The sequence below is a fragment of the Lactobacillus sp. UMNPBX15 genome (genome assembly GCF_002553785.1).
Lineage (GTDB): Bacteria > Bacillota > Bacilli > Lactobacillales > Lactobacillaceae > Lactobacillus > Lactobacillus crispatus.
The window spans coordinates 25,670-34,122 of record NZ_PCYV01000025.1 but is presented as its reverse complement, the minus strand read 5'-3'; the positions used below and the strand labels follow the sequence as shown (position 1 = coordinate 34,122).

10 protein-coding genes and 1 other annotated feature (1 of these 11 cut by a window edge) are annotated in these 8,453 nt (G+C 36.4%); of the genes, 3 read left to right on the top strand and 7 right to left on the bottom strand.

The genetic code is table 11. From position 1 onward, the window contains the following. Positions 1-224: 224 nt before the first annotated feature. Positions 225-1,871, bottom strand: coding sequence for a peptide ABC transporter substrate-binding protein (locus tag CP366_RS07045; RefSeq protein ID WP_089148005.1), 1,647 nt, complete (start codon positions 1,869-1,871; stop codon positions 225-227). A gap of 300 nt (positions 1,872-2,171) precedes the next feature. Here CP366_RS07045 and CP366_RS07040 point away from each other — a divergent pair, with 300 nt between their 5' ends. Continuing rightward, positions 2,172-2,567: a DUF1304 domain-containing protein gene (locus CP366_RS07040; RefSeq protein WP_013086828.1), complete on the top strand. Its 396-nt coding sequence runs from the start codon at positions 2,172-2,174 to the stop codon at positions 2,565-2,567. A gap of 126 nt (positions 2,568-2,693) precedes the next feature. Then, complete coding sequence (locus tag CP366_RS07035; RefSeq protein WP_023488332.1) at positions 2,694-3,281, top strand: PepSY domain-containing protein; 588 nt, start codon at positions 2,694-2,696, stop codon at positions 3,279-3,281. Positions 3,282-3,327: 46 nt separating this feature from the next. Here the strand turns inward: CP366_RS07035 and efp are convergent, their stop codons facing one another. Further along, a complete protein-coding gene (gene efp / locus CP366_RS07030) occupies positions 3,328-3,903 on the bottom strand; it encodes an elongation factor P (RefSeq protein ID WP_005723909.1) in 576 nt (191 codons plus the stop codon). Positions 3,904-4,018: 115 nt separating this feature from the next. Continuing rightward, positions 4,019-4,933 (bottom strand): type I pantothenate kinase, encoded by a 915-nt coding sequence (gene coaA, locus CP366_RS07025; protein WP_065989943.1) that lies wholly within the window; start codon positions 4,931-4,933, stop codon positions 4,019-4,021. A 59-nt stretch (positions 4,934-4,992) separates the two neighbouring features. Between coaA and CP366_RS07020 the strand changes: the two genes are divergently transcribed. Further along, on the top strand, positions 4,993-5,550 hold the full coding sequence (locus CP366_RS07020) for an SGNH/GDSL hydrolase family protein (protein WP_005725650.1): 558 nt from the start codon (positions 4,993-4,995) through the stop codon (positions 5,548-5,550). On the opposite strand, the gene CP366_RS07015 is transcribed toward CP366_RS07020, so the two are convergent. From CP366_RS07015 to CP366_RS07000, 4 genes are read right to left on the bottom strand one after another with little or no spacing between them, the layout of a single operon-like run. After that, positions 5,547-5,996, bottom strand: a complete 450-nt coding sequence (locus CP366_RS07015) for a GNAT family N-acetyltransferase (protein WP_089146072.1) — start codon at positions 5,994-5,996, stop codon at positions 5,547-5,549. The two genes, CP366_RS07020 and CP366_RS07015, sit on opposite strands and share 4 nt — an antisense overlap. A gap of 1 nt (position 5,997) precedes the next feature. Beyond that, positions 5,998-6,813: an amino acid ABC transporter substrate-binding protein gene (locus tag CP366_RS07010; protein ID WP_089148006.1), complete on the bottom strand. Its 816-nt coding sequence runs from the start codon at positions 6,811-6,813 to the stop codon at positions 5,998-6,000. 3 nt (positions 6,814-6,816) lie between these two features. Then, the gene (locus tag CP366_RS07005; RefSeq protein WP_089146074.1) at positions 6,817-7,437 is read right to left on the bottom strand and encodes an amino acid ABC transporter ATP-binding protein; all 621 of its coding nucleotides are present in this window, start codon (positions 7,435-7,437) and stop codon (positions 6,817-6,819) included. 13 nt (positions 7,438-7,450) lie between these two features. Continuing rightward, the gene (locus CP366_RS07000) at positions 7,451-8,098 is read right to left on the bottom strand and encodes an amino acid ABC transporter permease (RefSeq protein ID WP_089145335.1); all 648 of its coding nucleotides are present in this window, start codon (positions 8,096-8,098) and stop codon (positions 7,451-7,453) included. A 158-nt stretch (positions 8,099-8,256) separates the two neighbouring features. Beyond that, positions 8,257-8,453 (bottom strand) — a binding site (T-box leader); it runs 36 nt beyond the window's last position.

The window sequence follows — 8,453 nt, the reverse complement described above, 5'->3', positions numbered from 1 at the left end:
ATACGAGAAAGGAACTCCTTTTTCTAATGTTTAAAGAAATAAATTTAAGGAATCATTCATCCTTACACAAACTATTTTACGGTCTCAATATTGCAGTAATTCCATTGATTCTCCTTATATTAAAAATAATTAAATTAATAATACTATATTTATGTATTTATTCAATATTTTTTAATACTTTACTTAAATTACTGCAAAATTAAAAGGGATCGCTCCCTTCTCCTTTAATCTACATAAGCATACTTGTATGACCATTGTGTACCAGCAGTATTATGAATAAGGCCGTGAACACGCTTATTTTGTAAATATGCAGTTGTTTGTTGATATATTGGTGTAATTGCCTGATTGCCGTTTACGATCTTCGCCGCCTTAACTAAATCATTCCACCGCTTTTCTGGATTGTTTGCATCTTCATTACCAGCTTTTTTAACCAAATTATCGTATGTAGAATTAGACCACTTACCATAATTATATGAAGTGCCAGTCATTGGAATTTGCATAAAGGTCATTGGATCGTTAAAGTCGCCGCCCCAATGTGATAGATAAATATCAAAATTGCCTTGTTGTGCGCGTGAATCAGATGACTTTTCAGGGATATTCGTAATATTGATCTTAAGTCCCTTCAATTCCTTGGTCCATTGAGATTGCAAGTATTGAGTTAATTGATCACTATCAGCCTCATCATTTGAAGATAAGACATCAAAGGTTAAATTCTTTTGACCAATTTCCTGCAAACCTTTCTTCCAATACTTTTTAGCCAAGGCTGAATTATAATCAACTGTATTATTCACAGACTGTTCTTTAGCAAAATCCTCACCAGTTTTAGGATTTGAAGCTAAGTCATTTGCCACAAAACCTGTTGGCAAAGTTGAACCATTGCCTAAAACTTTTTTGGTTACAACATCGCGATCAATTGAAAGTGATAAAGCTAAACGAATATTTTTATTGTTTAAAGCTGCACGATTAATCTGATTTTTGTCTTTAAAATTGTAAAGTAAGAATCTAACAAGTGAATATGGATATTGAGTAAAGTCATTATTACTCTTTAAGTTCTTAACTTGCTCACTTGAAAGCGGAGTTAAATCCAGCTTACCTTGTTGATACATCTGATAACCAGTATTGTTGGACTTAACTACCTGATAATTAATCTTGTTCAACTTGACTACCTTCTTGTCCCAGTAATCATTATTCTTAACAAATGACCAGGTATCATTAGTTCCATTCCATCCTTTAATCTTGAAAGGACCTGAGTAGACTTGGTACTGAGCCTTAGTTGCGTATCTATTGCCATACTTTTTCACAACTTTTTCGTTTTGCGGCCCAAATAGTGGATAAGCCATCAATACTCTAAAGTAAGCGATCGGGCGATTTAACTTAACCACTACTGTCTTTTTATCCGGTGCAGAAATTCCTAATGCATTAGGTGATTTCTTTCCTGCAATGATTGCGTCAGCATTCTTCACGCCACTAAAAAGATAGGCATACGGAGAAGCGGTCTTAGGATTCAAGCTTCTTCTCCAAGAATAAACAAAGTCCTGCGCTACAATCGGATCACCATTGGACCACTTAGAATCACGTATCTTAAACGTCCAGGTCTTACCATCTTTAGATACGGTCCCAGTTTTAGCTAAGCCGGCTGTTGGCTTACCATTTTTACCAAGACGATAAAAACTTTCGAATACATTGCCAGTTTGACCAAATCCGGTAGACTTACTGATATCAATAGTATCTAATGGAGCTGTGGTGCTTAAATTTAAAGTGCCACTTTGAGCTGCCGACTTACTACTGCTATTGCCATTACCACATGCTGCAAGAAGCATTCCTAATGAAATAGTAACGACTCCTGCTAAAACTCCCTTTAGTTTCGACATAAATTTTCCTTTCTCAAACAAAAAAATGGGATGTACTCCAACACGGAATACATCCCATTAAGAACCACAACTTTTTAACTAGTTAATCAGTAATAGTCTTAAGATGAATCACCACATCAGAGCATGTCAAACAAATGCTGTTTGTACAACAACATTCAGTGTATTGACATTGCATTTGACGCTTAAACATGTGATTCATCCTCCTTCTTACTTTTGATAAGAATAATCATAATTTATTCGATCACGATTGTCAACAAAAATCTATTGTATAATTATAGAAAAATATTTGGAGGAATTTTTATGGAAATTATAAAATATGGTCCTTACACTCTTTTCACACTTATTGGAACAATCCTAACATTTATCGTGGCTATTGAGCATATCGGTATCTGTTTCTTAGAAATGTTTGGTAAACCTGAACAACAAGCTAAGGCTTTCGACATGGATATCAATTTTGTTAAACAAGAAGCTGCTCAAGTTTCACTAGCTAACCAAGGTATCTACAATGGGATGTTGGGTGTAATTTTGATCGTTGCTTTCTTTATTTTTCCTATCCCTATTCTTTTTAACGTATGGAAATTAATTCTAAGTTTGATTGTCATAGTAGCAATTTATGGCGGATTCACTGCAACTAAAAAAATCTTCCTAGTACAAATGCTACCCGCGCTTTTAGCATTAATTTTTCTTTTTGTTTAAAAATATTGCATTTTTGTACCAAAAGCCATAAGAAAATTTAAAACACCTAGTGATAAACTGTCACTTTGTGGTTATGTAATATATAATATCAGTAAACATATAGAACATAATAACGAGGTGGAATTCATGAGAAAATTTTTTATCATTACCAGCAGCATTATCACTGGGTTACTTGTTGGAATAATTGGGACAACGATCTATCTAAATAATCAGTCGTCAAAAGTAAGTAACTTTACCATTCGAACTACTAATTTAGCAGCTAAGCCGGAAACGATCAGCTATTCTAGCAATAACTTGCCACAGATTAATCTCTCACAGGATTCCGCCGTCCAGAAATTCAAATCATTATATACACATGCAGTAGTCAAATCGATCACGCTTAGTTTAAGTAAAGATATCTATGTTTATGACATAGTGGGTTATGATGACCGTAAAGACTGCACTATTCAGGTTGACGCAACTAATAACAAAATCCTAGGTCAATCTACGCAGGTGCTTGACTATGACTACGAAAAAGATGCGTCCTTGAACCTAAAAAAGACAATTTCACGCCAAGAAGCTAATGAAATTGCCCTAAAAGAATTTAGTGGAGGGACACCAATTTCATGGGAGTTAACTGATGACAATAATCACTCAATTTGGAAAGTTAAAATGATCCACGGTGAACACAAACATACCGTAAAAATTAATGCTAGAACAAAGGCTGTAATCTAAAATAATCCCCAACTTATGCACAAGTTGAGGATTATTTTCTTATCTTTTATCTAGGTTGACTATCTGCACGTGACTTGTAATCACCGTTTTCAGTACCAATAATTAGCTTTTCGCCATTCTTGATAAAATCAGGAACTTGCACAACTAAGCCAGTTTCCATAGTAGCAGGTTTACCACCACCAGCTACAGTTGCACCCTTAATCTCTGGTTGTGTTTCCTTAACGGTCATTTCAACAGTTGATGGCAATTCAATACCGATAATCTTGTTATCATCTGTAAAGTCCATATCAACCATAATGTTAGGCATCAAGAACTTAACGTCATCACCCAATTGATCAGCTGAAACTTCATATTGATCATAAGTATCAGTATCCATGAAAGTATAAGTATCACCTTCGCCGTAAAGGTATTGAGCCTTTTTCTTAGTTACTTCAACTAAGTCTACCTTTTCAGTTGGACGCATGGTCTTGTGGACAACTGCACCACTCTTAACGTCACGCAAATCCATTTGCATAACGGTATTACCCTTACCTGGCTTATGGTGGTTAGCCTTTAAAACTTTGATCAATTTGCCATCTTGGCTAAAAATCATACCTTTTTTCAAATTAATTGCTTGTACCATTATTTTTCTCCTTTAATTTAAACTTACCTTTCGACTAGTTTAAACACGCTGGAGGCAAAGCAAATTTTTTTATCAACAGTAAATAAATCGTATTCATAATACCTAGTATACCAAATTAGATGTGCCGCAGGTATATCCGATCAATCAAATGTCCATCAGTTTTATGGAGAATTAAGCTTGCCCGCTGCTTAGTTGGTGCAATATATTCACGCAAGTTGACCAGATTAACCATCTGCCAGGTTTCTTCAGCCAATTGAATTGCATCTTCCAGCGGTCCATTAGCCATTTTATAGTAAAAATTATCTGGCTTATTTTTATTTAATTTAAGTACTTTTCTAAAGCGTTGCATGTACCATTTTTCAATCAAATCTTCTTCAGCGTCAATATAAATTGAAAAATCGAAAAAGTCACTAGTCACAACTTGTCCACTCTCGGGCAATTGCAATGTATTAATTCCTTCAATAATCAATACATCAGGATTTTTTACATGACCATATTTTCCAGGTACTATATCGCTTAATTCTTGAGAATACAACGGATAAACAATATCGCTTTTGCCACTCAAGACATCACGCAAAAAGTTGCTAAGTAAAGCCATATCATAGCTTTCTGGAAAACCTTTGCGGGGCATTAAATTGCGCCGTTTTAATTCCTCATTAGGGTAAATAAAACCATCCGTGGTCATCAAGTGTACCTTTAATTCTGGATAGGTTCTACTGAGCAACAATTGTAATAAACGCGCAGTGGTTGATTTGCCAACCGCAACCGAACCCGAAATACCGATGATAAACGGAGCTGGTGAAAAACTTTTATGCAAAAATTTGATTTGTGCTTTTTGCGCATTCTTTTTTTGTTGGTAAACTAAGTGTAAGTAACTGATCAAACTGGTATAGATCTCATGCACGTCGGTTAGGTCAATCACGTCTCCTAAAGACTTGATATCAGCTAATTCTTCTTTGGTAATATTGACTTTATCTAAGGGAGCTAATTTAGCCCATTCATTTCTGTTAAAACTCGTATAATTTCTCATATATCGTATCCATATTCCTTCTAAAACACTAACTTATTATAATAGAAAGCGCTAAAAATATGAAAAAAATAATCCTATTCGGCGATTCCATTTTTAACGGATATCGTAATGGTCAAAATACAAACCTAGTAACTAATTTATTTCAACAGGCACTAATTAATTATGCACAGGTGGAAAACATTTCTAAAAGCGGTGCTACCACAGTTGAAGGCGTCGATTATTTGGAGCAAATTCCCCCAGAACATGATCTAGTTGTTGTTGAATACGGCAATAACGATGCCGCAACAGCTTGGGGCATTAGTCCAGAAAGCTACGAAAAGAACTTGGCTCAAATCCTTAGTGCAGTAGGCAAAGCCATTGTTGTGGGATTGTGCAATCCCAATCCAGAAAGTGACATTTTTCAATATTATGGTGCTGAAAGACTCGATCTTTTTAACAATATCGCCCAAAAAGTCGCAAAGGCACATGGTGCACAATTTGTGGATATTTTACCTGCAATGAGAAACTTAAAAGACAAATCGACATATTATCAAGCCGACGGGCAACATTTAACTGATCAAGGAAATGAGTTTTTAGTTAATCAAATCGTGCCAGTAATCAAAAAAGACTTAGCCTAAGCCAAGTCCCTCTTCATCATCACATGTTCTACGCCGCCTTCATCAAACGGTTCGCCTACAACTTGATAGCCCAAGCTATCATAGAAAGGCTTTACCCGCATTTGGGCGTGACAGTAAACTGCATCAATCTTATTTTGCCGTAAAAATTTATGCACAGCTGTAATCATTTTCGATCCTAGCTGTTGTCCGCGCGCTTCTTTTGACACAGCAACGCGTCCTAGCATCCATTTACCATCTTCTTGAAACAGACGACAAGTCGCTAAGGCAGTCGTCTGTTTTTGATTGAGTAAATAAACCTGAACAGCAATTAGGTCCTCATCATCTAAATCTGGTAGAGTTATCTTCTGTTCAGCCACAAAAATCGTGTTGCGCAATCTTTCTACGCAATAGAATTCTCTTCCTGTCATTTCATCAATCTTTTTAAAAGTAAAATTATCTATCTTCATATTACTTGCCTAACCAACTATTGTTTCTGCCAAACCATTTTTCATTAAGTTTACGCAATTGACCATTTTTTTGCAACTTAACCAGACCTTCATTAACCTTTTTGCGCAAAGTTTTGTCTCCCTTACGCATCCCCACAGCGAACAAGTCCATTGGCACGCGATCATTCTGAATTACCTTGTATTCGCTACTTTTAGCCATGTGAGCAATATAATAGTCGGCATAAACTTCATCTAACAGAATTCCTTGAATTCGTCCTGCATTCAGATCCAAGAACGAATTAGAAATCGTATCATATAAAACTGTTTTCTTAGCATGCAGCACGTCTTGTTTAGTTTCATACCACTGCTCTGCTGTTGAACCAGTTTGCATTCCTAATTCATAATTCTTCATTTGTTTAAATGAACTAATGCCACTATCTTTTTTCACAACTATAACCTGGCGATTACGTAAATATGGCTTGCTAAAAGCTACTTTTTTCTGTCGTTCTGGCGTAATGCTGTAACCATTCCAGAGTAAGTCTATCGTACCGTTACGCAGCTCTGTAACGTTCATTGACCAATCAATCGTTTGAAAAGAAACCTTAATGCCATATTGTTTAAAGACTGCCTTAGCTAAGTCGATGTCATAACCCGTCAATTGGCCGTTTTTCTTTTCAAAGCCCATTGGTACAAAACTATCGTCTAAGCCAATTACCACTTGTTTTTTGCTGGCAATCTTATTCCATGTATCTTGAGTATTAGCTTCTTTTTGTACGCTTTGGCAACCAGTTAAACATAATGTTAAGGCCAAGACAATACCTAAAATCCATTTTTTCATTGTCTAATCCTCGCTTAACGGTTGAACCTTGAGCATCTGATCCGCTACATTCTCTGCAAAATTCAAGTCGTGGGTGATAATCAGCTGAGTTAAACCAGATTTTTTTAAACTTAAAATCATTTTCTCAACTTCCTTACGTAAATTTGGATCTAACGCGCTAGTTGGCTCATCATAACAAAGAATCCGCGGCTTCATAGCCAAGGCTCTAGCAATAGCTACTCGCTGTTTCTGCCCACCTGATAACTCATAAGGATACTGCTGTTCACGCCCACTCATTTGTAGACGTTTTAACAATAATCGTGCATCCTGCTCTGCTTCAGTTTTACTCTTTTTTAATACCAAAGTAGGTGCCAAAGTGATATTTTGTAAAACGTTCAAATTAGGAAAAAGATTATAATCTTGGAAAACAACGCCAACCTTGCCTGAATCATAAGGTTTACCGTCAATCAAAATTTCACCGGCATCTTTTGTTTCCAAACCGGCAATAATTCTTAGTAAGGTGGTTTTCCCCGCTCCAGATGGGCCTACAATTGTCATAATTTCTCCATCTTTCAAGGTAAAGGAGATGTCACGCAAAATTTGGTGACCGTTAAATTCTTTGCTCAAATTTTTCACTTCTAACATATTCTCACCTCAACTACTTGTAATAAGAAAAGTGGTTTTCCAGCTTTTTCAAAACAAAAGCACAAATACCGATCAACAGTAGATAAATTACACCTACTAAAACTAACGGTACCAGTGTTACGTCTCTAGCCATTGCTACATTGCCGGCCCTAAGCAAATCACCTAAGCCAATGACATAAACTAATGATGAATCCTTAACTAAGTTAATTACTTCATTTCCAATTGAAGGCAAAACAATTTTTATTACCTGGGGAATAATGATCTTGGTCATCGTTTGCCAGCGGCTCAAGCGCAAAACTTTCGCTGCTTCAAACTGGCCTTCATCAATCGATTGGAAGCCGCCACGAAAAATTTCCGCAAAATAAGCCGCATAATTCAAAATAAAAGCAAACAAGGCTGCTTGATAGCGGGGAAAGACGATATGAATAATTGGTAAGCCATAAAAGACAAAGATCAATTGCAATAATAAGGGCGTGCCCCGCATAATCCAAACATAAAAGTTAACCAACCAGCGTAATGGTTTAAACTTACTTTTTTCACCTAATGAGACCAAAATTCCTAATGGCGTTGCTAAAATTAAGGTCCAGAAAAAAATACTTAACGTCATGCCTGCTCCTGACAAAAGAGCGGGTAAAATTTCTGCAATATATTTTAATGACATACTCTCACCTTCATTTTTCTTTCCTAATAAAAAAGCCCTCTTAGGATTAACCTAAGAGGACGACTGCTCGTGATTCCACCTCATGTTCGCACCTGCTCACGCAGAAATGCCTCACTAGGTTGATTATTTTAAAAGAAAAACCCTCATAGCCAAACGGCTACGAGGGCGAATGTAATCGCGGTTCCACCTCATGTTTACAAATTGCTCACGCAACCTGCCTCAATAAGTTCAATAATCAACCTTTAGCTATAACGGGCTATCCCGGATTTTCCTACTTTTGTTCAGAAGACCAACTCACAGATGTGATTCATACTAGCAAATATCTTATTTCCACCAGCAAAGACTCTCTATTACT